We start from the raw sequence: 15,079 nt of genomic DNA, 5'->3' as shown, positions 1-15,079 counted from the left end.
ATTCAAGATTGAGGGACGCCGAACAAAACCTGCTGCGCGTCGGTTTTGTCAGGCGTCGCAAACGTCGTCAAAAATAAATACTTCTGGATCAAAGCATGCAAACTCTTACTGACTGCCACTACTCATGATGCTCATGACCGCTGTTGCCTGGATCTATGTCGTCGGCCTCATGGCGCTGACGGAACCGTCCATCGTCGCCGGGGTGATGACCTTCGTGCTGTACTGCGTCATCCCGCTGTCCATCCTATTCTATCTGACGGGCTCGCGGCGACGCAAACGCAAGGCGGCGCGTATCGCTGAACTGAACGCCCGCGCGCTCGCCTCAGCAGACGATAAAACAAAAACGGCAGACACATAAGTGTCTGCCGTGCAGATTATTTGCGCCAGATCAAACTGGCCTGTCTTCCCGTGACGCCGTCGCGCCTGTACGAGTAAAACTGCACCGCATCGCTGACGGTGCAATATTCCCCGCCCGCCACTTGCGCCACGCCATCGCGCAGCAGCATAGTACGCGCCAGCGCATAAATATTCGCCAGATACTTGCCAGGCTTGCCTGCGATGGCGGCGAACGCATCCGACAACACTTGCCGCTCGACGTCATCGCGCGCGCCGTCGCGGAACGCCTGCAGCACGTCCTGCCCCACTTCGAATTGCTGCGGACCAATGGCTGGCCCCAGCCAGGCGAGGATCTCCGTCGCGCCCTGCGCGCGCATGCTGTCCACCGTGCGCTGCAAGACGCCGTTGGCCAGGCCGCGCCAGCCCGCGTGGGCCGCGCCGACGACCAGGCCATCGGTCGAACTGAACAGCACGGGCAGGCAATCGGCCGTCATTACCACGCACACGGCGCCCGCCTGCGTGGCGATGCTGGCGTCGGCGTCGGGCACGTGGCCGTCCAGCTTGCCAGCATCGGCAACGGCCACGCCATGCACCTGCGACAGCCAGGCCGGCTCGGCAGGCAGGATGGCTGCCAGCCGCGCGCGGTTGGCCGCCACATGGTCAGGGTCATCGCCCACGTGCGTGCCCAGGTTCAAGCCGGCGCCCTGCCCGTCACCATATGGCCCCTGGCTGACGCCGCCCGCGCGCACGGTCGCCAGCGCGCCCACGTTGGCGGGCAGGCCGGGCCAATGGGGAACAATGCAAGGCAACGGCGACGTCATCAGACCTGTTCCGGCTCGGGAATGCCGGCCGTGGCGATCAATTGCGCGAAATCATCGGCCAGCGGCACGATCCATTCGCACGCTTCCAGGGTGCCCGGATGCACGAGGCCCAGGCGGCGCGCCTGCAGCGCCTGGCGCGAGAACACGGACACCAGGTGCTGCTTGCCGTACACGGAATCACCGACCAGCGCAAAGCCCAGGTGCTGCATGTGCACGCGGATCTGGTGCGTGCGGCCTGTTTCCAGACGGCATTGCATCAGGCTCACGGGACGGCGGTCGAGTTCGCCGCTGCCGATCAATTCATAGTGCGTGATGGCGGGCTTGGCGGTGAAATTCTCCGACACGGCCATCTTGACCCGGTCGCGCGGGTGGCGCGCGATGGACGCATCGATGGTGCCTGCCATTTTCGGCGTGCCCCACACCAGCGCGAAATATTCGCGCTTGACGGTGCGCGCCTGCAACTGGCGCACCAAGTCCGTTTGCGAAGCCAGCGTCTTGCCGACCACCATCAGGCCGCTCGTATCCTTGTCCAGGCGGTGCACGATGCCGGCGCGCGGCACGCCGGCCAGTTGCGGGCAGTGGTGCAGCAAGCCGTTGAGCAGGGTGCCCGACCAGTTGCCGGGGCCCGGATGCACGACCAGTCCGGCCGGTTTGTTGATGACGATGATATGCTCATCTTCGTGCACGATGTTCAATTCCATCGCTTCCGGCTTAAAAGCCTCGTCTTCCGGCGCGCTTTGCGGCAGAATGACGATCTTCTCGTCGCCATAGGCGGTCATGTTGCGTTTGGCAACTTTTCCATCGACGGTCACGAAACCGGCTTCCAGCCACAATTGCAAGCGGCTGCGCGAGTATTGTGGCACCAGCTGGGCGATGACTTTATCGAGGCGGTGGCCGCAGGCGTCCGGCGTCAGTTCCAATGTAATCGGGGCCATTTCCTCGAAGACGTCGTCGGCGGCAAAATCGCCGTCAAACGCCTCTTCGGCGGCATGGTCAGAAAGGGAGTCAAACGCGGGGTCAGCCAAATTAGGCTTCGGAGTTAATATCACAGCATTCCCATCGGCTATAATCAGCCTATTGTAAAATCTTGGTTAAAACCTTCTTGCAAAACGTCATGCAAAAAAAATTATCGTTGGTAGTCGCTTCAGTCGTTCTGCTCGGCATGTCCGCTTGCAGCTTGTTGCCTGAAAAAGTGGATGAGACCAAAAACTGGTCCGTTACGAAATTATACTCGGAGGCGCGTGAAGAAATGGCCGGGCAGCACTATGAAGCTGCAATCGGCCTGTTCCAGAAGCTGGAGGCTAACTATCCTTTCGGCAACTATGCTCTGCAAGCGCAGATGGAGATCGCTTACGCGTATTATAAGTCGGGAGACCAGGCACAGGCTTTGGCTGCCGTCGAACGCTTCATCAAGTTGCATCCGAACCACGCCAATGTAGACTATATGTACTACTTGCGGGGCCTGATCAGCTTTAACGACCAGATCAGCTTCCTGAACTTCCTGTACGAGCAAGATCCGACCGAGCGCGATCCGAAAGCCACGCGCGAAGCGTTTGCGGCCTTCAAGCAACTGGTCGACAAGTTCCCAAATAGCAAATACGCGCCCGATTCGCTGGCCCGCATGAACTATTTGATCGATGCCATGGCGAAATACGAAGTGCACGTGGCGCGCTATTACTACCGCCGCGGCGCCTACCTGGCCGCCGCCAACCGCGCGCAAACGACGGTCAAGGACTTTGCCGCCTCGCCCGCCATCGAAGAAGCGCTGTTCATCATGTACCGCTCGTACGACAAGCTGGGCTTGACCGACCTGCGCGACGATACCTTGCGCGTGCTGACCAAGAACTACCCGAACACGGCATTCCTCAGCCCGGAAGGGGTGAACAAGGAACGCAAGTGGTGGAAATTCTGGCAGTAAAATAAGAAAAAACCGGGCTAGCCCGGTTTTTTTACTTATTCGCCGACCTTGCGCCGGAACACCCAGCTGGTGTCGTTCGACGCTTCCGGCACGAAACCGTAGCCGTCCACGTCGAACTGCTTGAGCTGCTGCGGATCGCGGATATTGTGGACGGCCGCATAGCGGGCCAGCATGCCGCGCGCGCGCTTGGCGTAGAACGAGATGATTTTATATTTGCCGTTCTTCCAGTCCTCGAACACGGGCGCGATGACGGGCACGTCCAGCTGGCGCGGCTTGACGGATTTGAAATATTCTTCGGAAGCAAGATTTACCAGCACTTGCGCGCCCTGCTCCTTCGCTGTGCGGTTCAGGCCGTTGGTGATGGTATCGCCCCAGAACGCATACAAATCCTTGCCGCGCGTGGTGGACAGGCGCGTGCCCATTTCCAGGCGGTGCGGGTGGATCAGGTCCAGCGGGCGCAGCAAGCCGTACAGGCCAGATAAAATGCGCACGCGCGACTGGGCATAGTCGAGCTGGGCCGGCTGCAGGCTGCGCGCCTCGAAACCGGCATACACGTCGCCATTGAAAGCCATGATGGCCTGGCGCGCCTCCTCCAGCTGCGGCGTCCAGGACGCGTAGCGGGCCACGTTGAGGGCGGACAAGGCGTCGGAAATGCCCATCAGGCTGCCCACTTCGGCGGGCGAAAACTGGCGCATGCGGGCTATGAGCTGGGCAGAATGGTCGAGAAAATCGGGGGTGCTGTGCAACGAGGTTGTTGGCGGCGTCTCCAGGTCGAGACTCTTGGCGGGCGAAAGCACGATCAACATAAATTATCACTACAGAATAGAATTGCCGACATGATACCTGCTCCACAAAAACTCGTCCTCGACACCAACGTTTGCCTCGACCTGTTCGTCTTCAACGACCCGCGCTGGGCGGGCCTGCTGGCGGCCATGGAAAGCGGCGCCGTGCACGCCATCACGCGCGAAGATTGCCGCGCGGAATATCTGGTCGTGCTGCATTACAAGCATTTGCCGCTCGATGAAGCCAGCCGCGCCGTCGCCGCCGCCCGCTTCGACGCCCACATCACGGTGGTGGCGCCGCCCGTCTCCGGCGTGCGCCTGCCCGTCTGCACGGACAAGGATGACCAGAAATTCCTCGAACTGGCGCGCGACGCCAACGCCGACATCCTCATCACCAAGGACAAGGCGCTGCTGAAACTGGCCCGCAAGACGGCCAAGGCCGGCATGTTCAAGATCATGGTGCCGGAAGGCTGGGCATTGCCGGGCTGAGCAGCCAAAGCCCCGCACGCGACGGGGCGCGCTGCGCTAGAATGGGAAACGATTCCACTTTCCGCACCGCGACCCTACCGTTCATGAACAGCCCGTCCCTGCCCCACCTGACTCCCGCACTGGCCACCCGTTTGCCCGCTGTCGGCACCACCGTGTTTACCCGCATGTCCAGCCTGGCGGCCCAGCATGGCGCCGTCAACCTGGGCCAGGGCTTTCCCGACTTCGATTGCGACCCGGCCCTGGTCGAGCTCGTCGGCGACGCCATGCGCGCCGGCCACAACCAGTATCCGATGATGACGGGCGCCGCGCCCCTGCGCGAGGCGATTGCCGCGAAGATCGCCAGCCTGTACGGCCACGGCTACGATGCGGGCACGGAAATCACCGTTACGGCCGGCGCCACGCAGGCGCTGACCACGGCGATTCTGTGCTGCGTGCATCCGGGCGACGAAGTCATCGTCATCGAACCGGCCTACGACAGCTACCTGCCCGCCATCGCGCTGGCCGGCGGCGTGCCCGTGCTGGTGTCCATGCAGGTGAGCGAACAGGGCTACAGCGTGCCGTGGGACAAGCTGGCGGCCGCCGTCAGCAGCAAGACGCGCTTGATCATCATCAATACGCCGCACAATCCGACGGGCACGATCCTGCGCCAGGCCGACGTGGCGGCGCTGGCCGACATCGTGCGCGGCACGCAAATTTTGATTTTATCCGACGAAGTGTACGAGCACATGGTGTACGACGGCGTGCCGCATGAGTCGCTCGCCCGCCACCCGGAACTGGCGGCGCGCAGCTTCATCGTGTCCAGCTTCGGCAAGACGTATCACGTGACGGGCTGGAAGGTCGGCTATGTGGCAGCGCCCGCGGCCCTGACGGCGGAGTTTCGCAAGGTGCACCAGTACAACGTCTTTACTGTCAACACGCCGATGCAGCACGGCATTGCCGGCTACATGGCGAACCCGCAGCCCTGCCTGGACCTGCCCGCGTTTTACCAGCGCAAGCGCGATTTGTTCCGCGACGGCCTGGCGGGCAGCCGCTTTACCCTGCTGCCGGCCGACGGCACGTATTTCCAGTGCGTGCGCTACGATGCCATTTCGCAAGAAACCGAAGCGCAGTTCGCCGAATGGCTGACGGCCGAAATCAAGGTGGCCGCCATTCCCGTGTCCGCGTTTTACGCGCAGGGCAAGGAGTCGGGCATCGTGCGTTTCTGCTTTGCCAAGAAAGATGACACCTTGCGCCTGGCGCTGGAGCGCCTGCGCAGCATATAACCGAGCACTGAGCACGGCTCCGCCCCGGCGGGGCAAAGGATGACAGCATGGTACAGCGTCGCATCGGCCCGGCCGACCTGGTTCCCGGCGAACCCCTGCCCTGGGATTTGTTTCTGGCCGACCATAGTGCCGGCCCACAACTACGCAAGGGGCAGATCATCACGGACGGCGCCCAGCTGGGCCGTTTGCTGCAGCTGGGCCTGTACGTGGGCGCGCCGGACCAGCCCTCCGTCTTGCGCCTGCTCAATGAGGCGGCGCAGCGCCTGGAGCGGCTGCTGCTGGACATGCGCAGCGAAAGCAATGCCGAGCGCGACGTGCGCGACATCGCCCGCGAACTGCTGCGCGCGCTCGAACACGACGCCGACATCGCCCTGGCCAGCATCCTGCTGAACCAGATCGCCGGCAGCTACGCCGTGCGCCACTGCATCGAAACGGCGCTGCTGGCCATGCTGGTGGGCCGCAGCATGCACAAATCCCACGATGAACTCTTATTGATCGGCGCGGCCGCGCTGACGATGAACGTGGGCATGCTGCGCCACCACGACAGTTTCCAGGACCGGCGCGGCCCCCTGAACGACGAGGAAATGCGCATCGTGCGCCTGCATCCGCAGGAAAGCACGGAATTGCTGCGCTGCGCCGGCGTCGACGACGAGGAATGGCTCAGTTGCGTGCTGCTGCACCATGAAAACGACGACGGCAGCGGCTACCCGCAGGGGCGCACGGCCGATGAAATCCTGCAAAACGCCAAGCTGATCGGCCTGGCTGACCGCTATTGCGCGCGCGTTTCGGCGCGCAACTACCGGCGCTCCATCGTGCCCGACCAGGCGCTGCAGCACATTTTCCTCGACCAGGGCCTGCCCATCGACCCGCTGCTGGGCGAACAGTTCGTCAAGCTGCTGGGCAAATATCCACCCGGCACCCTGGTCCGCCTGCGCAGCGGCGAACTGGGCGTTGTCACGCAGCGGGGCGCCGCCCTGGTCCACCCGCTCAGCGACCCGCTGGGCGCGCCGCTGGCCGCCGCCGAACTATCGCAGATGGCGCCGCGCGACACGGGCGACAGCCAGTTCGCCATCGTTTCGTCGCTGCATGAAGACGATGCCGGCGTGCATTTCAGCATGCGGCACGTGTGGGGCGACGAGGCGCGGCTGTAGCCTCGCCGGGCAAGGCCCCCTGTCACGTCACGGTTTCGGCGGACGGATGCCCGTGTACTGTGCGCTGACGAGCAGCCATTGCTTGTCGACAAGCCGGGCGACATAGCCGGCGCGCATGGCGAAGGTGCGGGCCGCCCCTTCCTGGTCGAGCCGGTAGGACAGCCGCGCCGAGATGAGCGCCGTATCGCCGAAGAGGCGCACCGCCGGCTCATCGACCTGGACTTGCGGACCCGGCCGCTTCTGCTCGGGCGCGTAGAAGGACAGCATTTTTTCACGCACATCCACTTCGCCGACGGGCGATATTTCCACATAATTCTCGGCCGTGACGGCTTTCAAGGCGGCTTGGTCGAAGCTGCTCTGGGCCTGCGCATGGCGCTGCACCAAAGCCACCAGTTCGGCGTCGGCGGGAGCCGCCTGCGCGCCACCGATCGCGCCCAAGGTGCCAAGCAGGCAGGTGGAAAGAATATGTGGCAGGGTCAATTTCATGCGTATGTCATCCTGGTCGAAGTCATGGAGAAGCGTCCGCTGCTGACTGCGCTACCGTCAGCATCGAACACCCGCTTGCGGGCAGCCCATCGTGAGTAACCCACTGCATGCTATCGCCTTGCCATTTTCCGGCACATGCCATTGCGACAAACCGCTGGATTGGTGGATTGAAATGCCATTTCGCCGGCGCAGGATGCGCATGGCGATGCTTTCAGAGATGCCCCGCAAGCCCTGCCTCAGCGCGCGTCCGCAGGCGCAGCCAGCAACTTCTGTTTCAGATCAAGGTTGAGCGCCCACTGCTCTTGCACGGGAATGGCGCGCCGCGAACTGGTCTTGAGGGAACCCTCTTGCGTCCACAGAAATGGATAAAAATTCAGGCATTGCTCGCCGGGCAAGGGCAATTCGGGCAATTCGTCAAAGCCCTCCGCGCCGCCAGGCTGCCGCCCGTAAAACTGCCGCAGCTGGCTGGTAAAGGCCCACTCGACGAACGTCGTGAAACCGATTTCCAGCGCTTCCCACTCCAGCGTCTCGGGAGCCAGATAATACATATTGCCCTGGTCGTCCCCGAGTGCGCCGCCGTTGATGGCAAAAAAGCCGCCCAGCACGTCGTCGGCGACCAGCAGAAAACCGTCGGCCTTCCCTTCATTCCACGTAGCAATATCCCGCCCCAGCCTGGCGTGGCCCGACCCCAGTATGCGCAGCCAGCCGTCATCCACCAGGATGCCCCCCGTTTCATAGGCTAGCGCGCCCAGGGGCGAACGCGTGGTGACCTGCAGGCTCAGCAGCACATCCTCCCTGCCGGCCGACGGTGGCAGCAATTCCACCGGCAAGTCGGCCTCGCTGGCCCATTGCTTGATCAGCGGAAACGCCGGGTCTTCACTATCGAGTAATTCATTCAATGTACGCATGTAATCTGACCTTATCGATGACCGCTTGCAGCGGCCGGTGAGTGCATGACGAAGCGGGTACTGTCTGGCGGGCACCGCCAGGCATGCCAGCCGCTTGCCCATGGCGTGATCCGGTATCAATGACGCAACCTGGACACTTTGCAAATTTTACACAGATACCCCGCTGCACGGCCGCACGCTTGCCACGGCAAGCCGGCTTGATGCCGCGCAACTCCCGTGCATTCCCCTGTATCGACCGTTCATCCTGCGCCTGGCGCCATTCGTCGGCCCGCGCTGGCCTGGCCTGGCGGCCGCACATACCATGCCAATATGACCACTCCACTCCAGTTCAAGTCCGGCCAGTTCTATGGCGACGTGCATCACGGCGCGCGCGGCAGCATCTTCGATATCCGCCGCCTGAAGGCCACGCGCGGCGAGGATGAAGTCGAAACGCACCGGCATGACGATGCCCATTTCGTCTTCGTTCTGTCCGGCACCTATATTTCCAGCGCCCTGCACGCCCCGCCGCGCGCGCCTTCGCCCACCCTCGTCTTCAATCCGGCCGGCACGACGCACCGCGACCGCTTCGTCGATGGCAAGGGCAGTTTCATGACGGTATCGCTCGACCCGGCCCTGCTGTCGGGCGCCGAGGAATTGCAAACGGCCCAGGAGTGCGCCACCGTGCTGCGCGATACGGCCAGCGCGGCCGCCGCGTTCCGGCTGGCGCGCGAAATCGGCCGCGGCGGCGATGGCGCCTTGATGGAAGCGGGCGCGTGGGAAATGCTGGCCAGCCTGCACAGGTCGCCCCGGGAGGCGCGCCCGTCCCTGCCCGGCTGGGCGCACCAGGCCTATGCGGCCGTGATGGACCTGGCCAATGACACGCATCTGCGCATCGCCGACGTGGCCGCCGCCCTGGACGTGCATCCCGTGCACCTGGCCCGCGTCTTCCGCCAGGCCTGGGGCTGCTCGCCGGGCGACCTGCTGCGCTGGCGCCGCGTCGAGCAAGCCGGCGGCCTGCTGCGCCGGCCGGAACTGAGTATGGCCGAGGTGGCGCTGAGCGTGGGCTTCGCCGACCAGAGCCACATGACCCGCGCCTTCCAGGCCCGTTACGGTATGACGCCCAGCAACTATCGCCGCCAAATGTTTCAAACGTCCAAGACAATGCCCGATTTGCAAGACTAGACTGCACTTTTCCAACCTCGGAGTACACCATGTTGCGATATCTACCCCTACTTCTGGCCTTCGGCAGCAGCGTCCACGCGGGCGAGCTGGACGGCATCACCACCGCCATCGAAGCGGGCGACTTCAAGCAGGTCACCAGCGTCGTGGTGGCGCAGCGTGGCAAGTTGCTCTACGAACACTACTTCGACAAGGACGGCGCGGAAAGCCTGCGCAACACGCGCTCGGTGGGCAAGACGGTGGCGGGCATGCTGGTCGGCCTGGCCATCGAGCGCAAGCTCTTGCGCGCCGACACCCCCGTGCTGCCCTACTTTCCGGAACTGCGCCCGCTGGCCTACGCCGACCCGCGCAAGGACAGGATCACGGTCGAGGATTTCCTGACCATGAGCTCGCTGCTCGAATGCGACGACGACAACCAGCATTCGCGCGGCAACGAAGAGCGCATGTATCTGGTGGAAGACTGGAGCCGCTTCGTGGCCGACTTGCCGATCCGCGGCTTTCCCGAATGGCAGCCCCGCCCCGAGCAATCGCCGTATGGCCGCGCCTGGAGCTATTGCACGGCGGGCGTAACCCTGCTGGGACCGCTGCTGGAAAAAGTGAGCGGCCAGAGCGTGCCCGACTTCGCCGCCGCCAGCCTGTTCCAGCCGCTTGGCATCGACAAGGTCAAATGGCAATTTCAACCCAAGGGCAGCGCCATGACGGGCGGCGGCTTGCAGTTGCGCAGCGTGGACCTGCTGAAGCTGGGCCAGCTCTACCTTGACGGCGGGCGCTGGCATGGCAAGCAGGTGGTGCCCGCCGACTGGGTCAGGCGCTCGATCGCGCCCCATGCCAACGCGCGCGAAGGCATGGACTACGGTTACCTGTGGTGGCTGCAGCCGTTCACGGCCAATGGCCGCACGGTGCCAAGCTATGGCATGGCCGGTTCGGGCGGCAATAAAGTGCTGGTATTGCCGGAACTCGATGCCGTGGTCGTCATCACCACGACCAACTTCCAGGTGCGCGACGCCCATGGACTCAGCGAAAAATTGCTGACCAAGCTGATCCTCCCGGCATTGATGCGCCCCTGAACGCCCTTCATTTCGAGGACGCCAGATACGCGCGCAAGCCATGCGTGAGCACAAAGGGAAACACGCTCGCGTGGTCTTCGTCCTCGAAGACGCGCAAACGGGTTTTCAGGCCGGGAAACTTGCGCGATTTCAACTTTCCATCGAACTCGCGCAAATCGGCCAGCATGTCGGCGTCTTCCTCCGCACGCGAACGTTTCTTGCCCGCCGCCAACTTTTCCAGGCCGCCGATGCCGAAGAACACGGACGCGGGCAAGTCCTTGTGGCTGGCCGCATACGCCTGTTCGCGGTCGAACATGACGCCGGCGTCGTACCACAGCGACGGACTGCCGAGGATGTAGTGCTCGAAGGTGCGCGGTTCCGTCAGCAAAAATTGCAGGCCCAGCAGGCTGCCGTAGGAATGGCCGATAAACACCTTGCGCTGCATGTTCGCGCGATAGTTACTGGCGATAAAGGGAAACACCTCGCCCGCGATGAACTGGCCATACGCTTTCGCTTCGCCGAACGCCGGCTGGCGCCCCGGCATGTCCGAGCGGTAATCGTGCTTGCGCGGCGTGGTGGGCGTGTAGTCGCGGCGGCGGCTGTACACCCCGCCATCGCCGTTGGCGTACGACAAGCCGACCACGATGACTTCTTCCATCCCCGCATGCTTGTTCAGGCGCTGCGCGATATTGCGCACGATGGCAAATGAATAATTGGCATCGACGACGAACAGCACCGGATAGCGCTTATTGCCCTGCCGATAGGAATCGGGCAAGGCGACATACAGCTGGTAGTCGCGTTTCAGGGCTTGCGCGCGGATGTCGCGCACTTGCGTATTCTCAAGAACGTAGCTGGCAGGCGCGCTGGCGGGAGCGGCCTGGGCGCTGTTGGCCAGGCAGCACAGGACGAGGAGCAGGCTGAGAGGCTTCAAGCTGTTTCTTTCATTGAGGTCAAAATTACTTCGCCGCAGCCGCCGTCAGCTGCACCAGCTTGCGCTCGACAAACGCCTGCAGCTGCGGCGACAGGGTTTGCAAGCCCTTGGCCCGCTCGAACGCCTGGCGCGCCTGGGCCGGGTGGTTGTCCGCTTGCAAGGCGATGCCGAGACCCATCCACCAGACGCCGTTGTCGGGCGCCGTCTGCAGGGCCTGCTGGTAGTGCTCGGACGCCTCGCGGTAGCGCTGTTCGCGCTGCAGCACGCCGGCCAGGAAGGCGTGGTATTCGCCGCTGTCGCTGGCGTAAGGCAAGCTGCGCATCAGGGTATCGAGGGCCGCCGCGCCGCCATTGGCCTTGTCCAGCTGCAAACGGGCCAGCATCATCGCCTGCGCCGGCTGTTTCGGGTCCAGCGCCAGGCTCAGCTGCAACTGGCGGGCCGCCTCGTCGGGACGCTGCGCTTCGAGCAACAGGCGCACCAGGGTTTCGCGCGCGCCCTGGTGGCGCGGATCGAGCTGCAGGGTCTGCTGCAAGGCCAGCATGGCGTCGGAGACGCGGCCATCCTGCAACTGTGCCAGCGCACGCCGGTATTCATTCTCCACGCGCTGCTGCGGCGTGACTTGTTTTCCATCAATGATGCGTTCGCTGGCGACAGGCACTGCCGTCTTCACCACGGGCGCCACGGCAGGCTTGGCCGGCTTTGCAGTCATGCGGCGCATATCCTCAGCGCGCAGGCTGGCTGGCGCGACCGTCTCCGCAGCCTGGAACACGGGCTCGGGTTCCGCCGCCGGGGCCGCCGCCACAGGCGCTACGGCGACAGGCACAGGGACTGGCACCGGCGCCGGAACCGGAACCGCGTTGCTGGCCACATTCACCAGCACGGGCGGCACGGGCGGCCGTTTCAGGTAGACCCAGCCCAGGGCGATGGCGGCCGCCGTCAGGCCGGCCGCGCTGCCGAAGACCAGCGCGCGCGACACGCCCCGCTCGCGTTCGGGCACGGAGCGGATGCCGGCCGCGTCGCCGCGTCCATCGGGGGTGCCGCGGGCATCGAGGTCTTGCAACATCTTGTTAATCAGGCTCATCTACAGGCTCATCTTCGTCATCGGTTCAATAAAGTCCAGCTCACGCCGCAGGCGGCCAGCACGCCGGCGCCCGCCAGCCACGGCCACGGCCGCTGCCAGAAGGGGCGCGGCTTGCTGGCCAGGGTATCGCTGGCGGCCAGCGCCACGTGGCGCCCGCTCACCTGCTGCCGCCCTTCGCCATACGCCACCATCAGCGCCTTGTGCGCCATGATGTTGATCAGGCGCGGAATGCCGCCGGAAGCCTTGTACAGCTTGTTCACGCCGCCACGGCTGAACAGGCGCGCGCCGTCGAAGCCGGCCACGCGCAAACGGTGCGCCACATAAAAATCCACGTCGTCGCGCGACAACGGCCCCAGGTGGTAGTGAAAGGTGATGCGCTGCGCCAGCTGGCGGATTTCCGGCAAGGCCAGCTTGACGTCCAGTTCCGGCTGGCCGAACAGCACGATCTGCAGCAGCTTGCGCTTTTCCGTTTCCAGATTCGTCAGCAGGCGCAAGGCTTCCAGGCTGTCGACGGGAATCGCCTGCGCTTCATCCAGGCACAGCAGCACGCGCTTGCCCTGCGCCGCCAGGTTGAGCAAACGCAAGTTGAGCGACTTGAGTAGTTGATGCTGATCAGCATCTTTCTCCAGCAACACATCAAGGTCGTCGGCCAGGGCCAGGATCAGCGAACGGGGCGGCAGGTTCGGATTCGGAATGTAGGCCGTGACGAAGTCCGGCCCCAAGGATTGCATGAACTTGCGGCACAAAAAGGTTTTACCAGTCCCCACTTCGCCAGTGATCTTGATGAAGCCCTCGCCGTTGCGCGCCGCCACCAGCAGGGTGTTGAGCGCCTTTTGCGACTGCGGGCCGTTGAAGAAGAAACTGGTATCGGGCGTGAGGCCGAACGGCGCCTCGCGCAAGCCGAAATGGGCCTGGTACATTTAGCGCCGCTCCGACGGACGGCGCGGGTCGAGCGCCTCGATGCGCTTGCCCGAATCGAGCAAGTCCTCGTTCCAGCTGTTGGCGCCATCGACGATGGTCGGCTTGATCAGCACCACCAGCTCGCGCTTCTGGATCACCTGCCCCGTGTTGCGGAACAGCGCGCCCAGCACGGGAAGGTCGCCCGCGCCCGGCACTTGCGAGCGGTCCGCCGTCGTCGCCTGGCGCATCAGGCCGCCGATGGCGACGATGCGGCCATCCTGGCTGCGCACCATGCTGTCCATTTCGGACGTGCTGGAGGCGGCCAGCGGCAGTTTCAGCGAACCGGCGCTGCCCAGGTCGATTTCCTTGCTGATGGTCGACACCTGGCTGACGGACGGGTGCACGTGCAGGATGATGTTGCCATCCGCATCGATCTGCGGCGTCACGTCCAGCACCACGCCGGAAAAGAACGGCTGCAAGGTCACGTTGGGGCTGGTGGTGGCGCCGCTGGCCGTCGTATTCGTCGTGGTCGACACGCCCGTCACGTAAAACTCGTCCGTGCCGATCTTCAGCACGGCCTTCTGGTTGTTCATGGTGGCGATGCGCGGACTCGACAGCACGTGCACGGACCCTTGCGATTCCAGGAAGGAAATCATGGCGGCGAAATTGGCCGTCTGGAAGGCCAGGCCGAACATGGAACCGGCCGCATTTGCCGCCGAACTGAGGCCAAAGCCGCTGCTGGCCGTCAGGCCGTTGCCAGTTGTCATGTTGGGCGGCTGGCCGCCATTGAACGGCAGCGGCGCCAGCGTGCCGCCAGGCTGGATGAAGCCCGTCGAGATGCGGTTCGTGTGGCCGCTCTTGATCGAGGCGAACGAGGCCCAGTTGATGCCCGTCTGCGTGTTGTCGTTGAGCTCGACTTCGAGGATTTTTGCTTCCAGGATCACCTGGCGGTCGACGGACAGCTGCGTGGCCTTCAAATACATGTCGACATTGCGCAGCTCTTCCGGCATGGCGCGGATGACGATCACGCCCGACTGCGGGCTGAGCACCACTTGCCGGCCGCCGTCGCTGCTGCCGACGATGGCTTCCAGCGCCGCCCTCAGTTCCGGCCAGAAATCCGCCGTCGACGAGGTCGTCAGGTTGCTGCTGTCCAGGGTGCGGCCGCCCTGGCCGCCGTTCGTCTGCTGGTTCTGCTCGTTGTTCTGGTTATTGCCCTGGTTGTTATTGCCGCTGTTGCCCGAGCCGCCCGAATTGGTCGAGCCGACCGAACCCACCGACGTCGACGACACGCGCAGGTTGGAACTGCCGCGGCGCGCGCCCGTCAGGTAATTGACGTGGAACAAACGCGTCTGCATGGTCAAGGGCTTGATATAGATCTGCGTGCCCTCGACCTTGTAGTCGTAGCCATACAGCTCGCGCACGGCGTCGAGCGCCTGGAACAGGGTCACGTCCTTCAGATTGGCGGAAATCGTGCCGCCGATGTCGGGATGGACCAGCATGTTGTAGCGTGTGCCGGCCACGATGGAGGTGAAGAACTGGCGCGCCGGCACATTGTTGAAAGCCACGTTGAAGCGCTCGTCGAGCGCGGCGCGGGCCTTCGGCAATTGCTGGGCCAGGGCCGCCACGGGCGGCAGCAGCGCCGCTTCCACGGCGTCCGGCTGGGACGCTGGCGCCGTGGTGGCCGCCGCGCCCTTGACGGCATCGGTGATCGCATTATAGGTGTCGCGCTTGACGGGCGCGACGTTGCAGCCGCCCAGGCCCAGGCTGACGCTGATGACAGCCGCCATCGTACTGATCTTGAACATGCTCG

16 protein-coding genes are annotated in these 15,079 nt (G+C 63.9%); 7 read left to right on the top strand and 9 right to left on the bottom strand.

The window, feature by feature from the left end:
- The first annotated feature begins 124 nt into the window (after nt 1-124).
- On the top strand, nt 125-358 hold the full coding sequence (locus IGS61_RS10105) for a hypothetical protein (protein WP_227741988.1): 234 nt from the start codon (nt 125-127) through the stop codon (nt 356-358).
- A 16-nt stretch (nt 359-374) separates the two neighbouring features.
- Here the strand turns inward: IGS61_RS10105 and pgeF are convergent, their stop codons facing one another.
- Nucleotides 375-1,157: a peptidoglycan editing factor PgeF gene (gene pgeF, locus IGS61_RS10100; protein WP_230539463.1), complete on the bottom strand. Its 783-nt coding sequence runs from the start codon at nt 1,155-1,157 to the stop codon at nt 375-377.
- On the bottom strand, nt 1,157-2,182 hold the full coding sequence (locus tag IGS61_RS10095) for an RluA family pseudouridine synthase (RefSeq protein ID WP_070220225.1): 1,026 nt from the start codon (nt 2,180-2,182) through the stop codon (nt 1,157-1,159). The genes pgeF and IGS61_RS10095 overlap by 1 nt, the downstream gene beginning before the upstream one ends.
- 89 nt (nt 2,183-2,271) lie before the next feature.
- Here IGS61_RS10095 and IGS61_RS10090 point away from each other — a divergent pair, with 89 nt between their 5' ends.
- Nucleotides 2,272-3,075 carry an outer membrane protein assembly factor BamD gene (locus IGS61_RS10090; RefSeq protein WP_070220227.1) on the top strand — a complete coding sequence of 268 codons (804 nt, stop codon included), beginning with the start codon at nt 2,272-2,274 and terminating at the stop codon, nt 3,073-3,075.
- Nucleotides 3,076-3,110: 35 nt separating this feature from the next.
- Here IGS61_RS10090 and yaaA read toward each other — a convergent pair whose 3' ends face one another.
- Nucleotides 3,111-3,881 (bottom strand): peroxide stress protein YaaA, encoded by a 771-nt coding sequence (gene yaaA, locus IGS61_RS10085; protein ID WP_099410140.1) that lies wholly within the window; start codon nt 3,879-3,881, stop codon nt 3,111-3,113.
- A gap of 30 nt (nt 3,882-3,911) precedes the next feature.
- Here yaaA and IGS61_RS10080 point away from each other — a divergent pair, with 30 nt between their 5' ends.
- From IGS61_RS10080 to IGS61_RS10070, 3 genes are all read left to right on the top strand, one after another.
- Nucleotides 3,912-4,346 (top strand): putative toxin-antitoxin system toxin component, PIN family, encoded by a 435-nt coding sequence (locus tag IGS61_RS10080; RefSeq protein WP_034755336.1) that lies wholly within the window; start codon nt 3,912-3,914, stop codon nt 4,344-4,346.
- A gap of 83 nt (nt 4,347-4,429) precedes the next feature.
- Nucleotides 4,430-5,608 carry a pyridoxal phosphate-dependent aminotransferase gene (locus IGS61_RS10075; protein ID WP_230539462.1) on the top strand — a complete coding sequence of 393 codons (1,179 nt, stop codon included), beginning with the start codon at nt 4,430-4,432 and terminating at the stop codon, nt 5,606-5,608.
- 47 nt (nt 5,609-5,655) lie between these two features.
- Nucleotides 5,656-6,759 carry an HD-GYP domain-containing protein gene (locus tag IGS61_RS10070; RefSeq protein ID WP_230539461.1) on the top strand — a complete coding sequence of 368 codons (1,104 nt, stop codon included), beginning with the start codon at nt 5,656-5,658 and terminating at the stop codon, nt 6,757-6,759.
- Nucleotides 6,760-6,786: 27 nt separating this feature from the next.
- Here IGS61_RS10070 and IGS61_RS10065 read toward each other — a convergent pair whose 3' ends face one another.
- Nucleotides 6,787-7,245, bottom strand: a complete 459-nt coding sequence (locus tag IGS61_RS10065; protein ID WP_230539460.1) for a nuclear transport factor 2 family protein — start codon at nt 7,243-7,245, stop codon at nt 6,787-6,789.
- A 236-nt stretch (nt 7,246-7,481) separates the two neighbouring features.
- Nucleotides 7,482-8,153 (bottom strand): DUF2625 family protein, encoded by a 672-nt coding sequence (locus tag IGS61_RS10060; protein WP_230539459.1) that lies wholly within the window; start codon nt 8,151-8,153, stop codon nt 7,482-7,484.
- A gap of 309 nt (nt 8,154-8,462) precedes the next feature.
- Between IGS61_RS10060 and IGS61_RS10055 the strand changes: the two genes are divergently transcribed.
- Nucleotides 8,463-9,314 (top strand): helix-turn-helix transcriptional regulator, encoded by an 852-nt coding sequence (locus tag IGS61_RS10055; protein ID WP_230539458.1) that lies wholly within the window; start codon nt 8,463-8,465, stop codon nt 9,312-9,314.
- A 29-nt stretch (nt 9,315-9,343) separates the two neighbouring features.
- Nucleotides 9,344-10,378 (top strand): serine hydrolase domain-containing protein, encoded by a 1,035-nt coding sequence (locus IGS61_RS10050; RefSeq protein ID WP_230539457.1) that lies wholly within the window; start codon nt 9,344-9,346, stop codon nt 10,376-10,378.
- A gap of 7 nt (nt 10,379-10,385) precedes the next feature.
- Here the strand turns inward: IGS61_RS10050 and IGS61_RS10045 are convergent, their stop codons facing one another.
- From IGS61_RS10045 to mshL, 4 genes are read right to left on the bottom strand one after another with little or no spacing between them, the layout of a single operon-like run.
- Nucleotides 10,386-11,288, bottom strand: a complete 903-nt coding sequence (locus IGS61_RS10045; RefSeq protein ID WP_230539456.1) for an alpha/beta hydrolase — start codon at nt 11,286-11,288, stop codon at nt 10,386-10,388.
- A 25-nt stretch (nt 11,289-11,313) separates the two neighbouring features.
- Entirely contained in the window at nt 11,314-12,369 is a 1,056-nt protein-coding gene (locus IGS61_RS10040) for a tetratricopeptide repeat protein (RefSeq protein ID WP_230539455.1), read from the bottom strand.
- 17 nt (nt 12,370-12,386) lie between these two features.
- Entirely contained in the window at nt 12,387-13,289 is a 903-nt protein-coding gene (locus IGS61_RS10035; RefSeq protein WP_230539454.1) for an ExeA family protein, read from the bottom strand.
- The gene (gene mshL / locus IGS61_RS10030) at nt 13,290-15,074 is read right to left on the bottom strand and encodes a pilus (MSHA type) biogenesis protein MshL (RefSeq protein WP_230539453.1); all 1,785 of its coding nucleotides are present in this window, start codon (nt 15,072-15,074) and stop codon (nt 13,290-13,292) included.
- Nucleotides 15,075-15,079: the final 5 nt, after the last annotated feature.

Source organism: Janthinobacterium sp. FW305-129, from assembly GCF_020858115.1.
Classification (GTDB): Bacteria; Pseudomonadota; Gammaproteobacteria; order Burkholderiales; family Burkholderiaceae_D; genus Janthinobacterium.
This window is presented reverse-complemented; position numbering and strand designations above follow the sequence as displayed.

What these genes read in the sequence shown, in the direction of transcription:
- IGS61_RS10105 (WP_227741988.1), top strand. Translation starts at nt 125, where the DNA reads ATGATGCTCATGACCGCTGTTGCCTGGATCTATGTCGTCGGCCTCATG.
- pgeF (WP_230539463.1), bottom strand. Translation starts at nt 1,157, where the DNA reads ATGACGTCGCCGTTGCCTTGCATTGTTCCCCATTGGCCCGGCCTGCCC.
- IGS61_RS10090 (WP_070220227.1), top strand. Translation starts at nt 2,272, where the DNA reads ATGCAAAAAAAATTATCGTTGGTAGTCGCTTCAGTCGTTCTGCTCGGC.
- yaaA (WP_099410140.1), bottom strand. Translation starts at nt 3,881, where the DNA reads ATGTTGATCGTGCTTTCGCCCGCCAAGAGTCTCGACCTGGAGACGCCG.
- IGS61_RS10080 (WP_034755336.1), top strand. Translation starts at nt 3,912, where the DNA reads ATGATACCTGCTCCACAAAAACTCGTCCTCGACACCAACGTTTGCCTC.
- IGS61_RS10075 (WP_230539462.1), top strand. Translation starts at nt 4,430, where the DNA reads ATGAACAGCCCGTCCCTGCCCCACCTGACTCCCGCACTGGCCACCCGT.
- IGS61_RS10070 (WP_230539461.1), top strand. Translation starts at nt 5,656, where the DNA reads ATGGTACAGCGTCGCATCGGCCCGGCCGACCTGGTTCCCGGCGAACCC.
- IGS61_RS10065 (WP_230539460.1), bottom strand. Translation starts at nt 7,245, where the DNA reads ATGAAATTGACCCTGCCACATATTCTTTCCACCTGCCTGCTTGGCACC.
- IGS61_RS10060 (WP_230539459.1), bottom strand. Translation starts at nt 8,153, where the DNA reads ATGCGTACATTGAATGAATTACTCGATAGTGAAGACCCGGCGTTTCCG.
- IGS61_RS10055 (WP_230539458.1), top strand. Translation starts at nt 8,463, where the DNA reads ATGACCACTCCACTCCAGTTCAAGTCCGGCCAGTTCTATGGCGACGTG.
- IGS61_RS10050 (WP_230539457.1), top strand. Translation starts at nt 9,344, where the DNA reads ATGTTGCGATATCTACCCCTACTTCTGGCCTTCGGCAGCAGCGTCCAC.
- IGS61_RS10040 (WP_230539455.1), bottom strand. Translation starts at nt 12,369, where the DNA reads ATGAGCCTGATTAACAAGATGTTGCAAGACCTCGATGCCCGCGGCACC.
- IGS61_RS10035 (WP_230539454.1), bottom strand. Translation starts at nt 13,289, where the DNA reads ATGTACCAGGCCCATTTCGGCTTGCGCGAGGCGCCGTTCGGCCTCACG.
- mshL (WP_230539453.1), bottom strand. Translation starts at nt 15,074, where the DNA reads ATGTTCAAGATCAGTACGATGGCGGCTGTCATCAGCGTCAGCCTGGGC.